Genomic DNA, 1978 nt, shown 5'->3' with positions numbered 1-1978 from the left:
GGCTATCCTGGAAAAGGTCGCCCGTGCGAAACAAGCGTTAGAGTCACAACACTAGTAACCACTCGCTCCGATTTGTTTGGACAACACCGGCGCTATCCTATTTGGTAAGTTGCCCAAGACAGATGAATGTTATGCTCTAACCCCGAAGGTTGGATCGGTCCAATGAGTACGTCACGTCACATAGTCGCTCTGCTTCAGAGCCACATTGCCGGCGACGATGATCGATTCATGTCGGTGGCGACACAGCTTGCTGCGCATGAGGCTCGCCAAGGGCACGGGAAGCTCGCCCAAGAGCTGCGGGAGCTAATCGATTCGGCTAAGGGCCGGAGCTCCACGGTCGCCCGTCGGGGCGCCGGCCCTGTACCTCTAGCTCAACCGAAAGGGGAGCTGAGTGGCCTTCTGGCGGCCCGCTACTCCGACATCCGCCTCAACAGTATGGTTCTCGCTCCTGATCTGCATGCAAAACTGGAGCGGGTCATAAAGGAGCAGCGCCAGCAGGAGCGCCTTCGGGCACATGGGTTATCGCCTCGGCGCAAGCTCCTGCTGGTCGGGCCGCCGGGTTCGGGCAAGACGATGAGCGCCGCCGCGCTCGCGGGCGAGCTCAAGCTGCCGCTGTTCACGGTTCTCTACGATGGACTGATCGGGAAGCTGATGGGCGAGACAGCGACCCGGCTCCGCCTTGTCTTCGACGCAATTGGCTTACAACGCGGCGTTTACTTTTTCGACGAATTCGATGCGATCGGCGCCCAGCGAGCCGGGCAGAACGATGTCGGCGAAATTCGCCGTGTCTTGAATTCCTTCCTCCAATTCTTGGAGAACGACGACGGGCCAAGCCTGATCATCGCAGCCACGAACCACCCCGAGCTCCTTGACCGGGCGCTGTTTCGCCGGTTCGACGACGTTATCACCTACGATCTGCCGACGCCGGACATCGCCGGCGGCATCGTGGAGAATCGGCTGTCTACGTTCAGCCTCAAGACCGTTGAATGGAGCGGCGTTCTCGAGGCAATGGCAGGGCTGAGTCAGGCGGAGATCGCCCGCGCGGCCGACGAGGCCGCTAAGGGGGCGGTGCTGAGCGGGTCAAACGAGATCAGCACTGCTATGTTGATCGCCGCCCTCCAAGAGCGCCACACCGCGAACACGTCCCAATAGTCAGATGGCGAAGGCACCCCGGAACCGGCCACACTTCCTGATGCAGGGTGGCGGCGAAAGCGAAATCTACACCTCACCTCGTCGCGGCAGCAGCGGACTACCGCCAGCGCGTGCTCGGGCGGCGCACGCCGCAAAGCTTGAACAGGCGCTCGGGCAGGCGATCGCCGGAGCACGGCAGCAGCTCCTAACGCGCGATCCGCAACTCGCAGAAGGCGAAGCCGGCTTCTACCTCGATTTCGAGGTGCCGGTGGAGCATCAGGCGGCTCTGGACGGGCTGGAAAACCGGCCGAGGAAGATCGAGCTGGTTGCCGTCCACCCGCCCACAGAGGACGCCGAGACGGTGCGCGCCACGGTGTTCGTGCCCGAAGCGCAGGCTGAATACTTCACGAACAAGGTTGAGCAGTACCGGAACGAGGAGACGGCGGGCGGCAAGCCAAAGAACCAGAATCTGGTCGCGCGGATTGAGGACGTGCGGCTCTCGGCGCTGCGCTCGCTGTTCACAGACGCGGACGATCTCTTCCCAGGCGACGGTGTTAGGGTCTGGTGGGAGGTATGGCTCCGCGACCGGCGGCTGCCCAACTTCCGCGCCGTCGCTGCGCGTCTCGAAGTCACGGTGAAGCCGCACCTCGTGAGCTTCCCTGAGCGCGATGTCGTGCTCGCGCTCGCCGACACGGAGACCATGGCGCGGCTGGTAATGAACACGGACGCGGTTGCGGAGCTTCGGGCGCCCAAGGATAGCCCCGCTGTTTGGTGGCGGAACGTTGTTGGGACCGGGTGCGTTGGGCGATTGAGAACTATACTTGGCGCTTCGATGGCTCGCGACGCC

1 protein-coding gene and 1 pseudogene are annotated in these 1978 nt (G+C 62.9%); both read left to right on the top strand.

Annotated features, from left to right (window positions below; all coding sequences use genetic code 11):
- Nucleotides 1–162: 162 nt before the first annotated feature.
- On the top strand, nucleotides 163–1152 hold the full coding sequence (locus OC446_RS30165; protein WP_262032559.1) for an AAA family ATPase: 990 nt from the start codon (nucleotides 163–165) through the stop codon (nucleotides 1150–1152).
- A gap of 4 nt (nucleotides 1153–1156) precedes the next feature.
- Nucleotides 1157–1978 (top strand): annotated as a pseudogene (locus tag OC446_RS30160) (hypothetical protein); the annotation flags it as partial.

Source organism: Microvirga sp. Mcv34 (assembly GCF_024519725.1).
In the GTDB taxonomy this organism is placed as follows: domain Bacteria; phylum Pseudomonadota; class Alphaproteobacteria; order Rhizobiales; family Beijerinckiaceae; genus Microvirga.
This window is presented reverse-complemented; position numbering and strand designations above follow the sequence as displayed.

Excerpts from the sequence above, each read along its gene's own strand:
- OC446_RS30165 (WP_262032559.1), top strand. The coding sequence starts at position 163 with ATGAGTACGTCACGTCACATAGTCGCTCTGCTTCAGAGCCACATTGCC.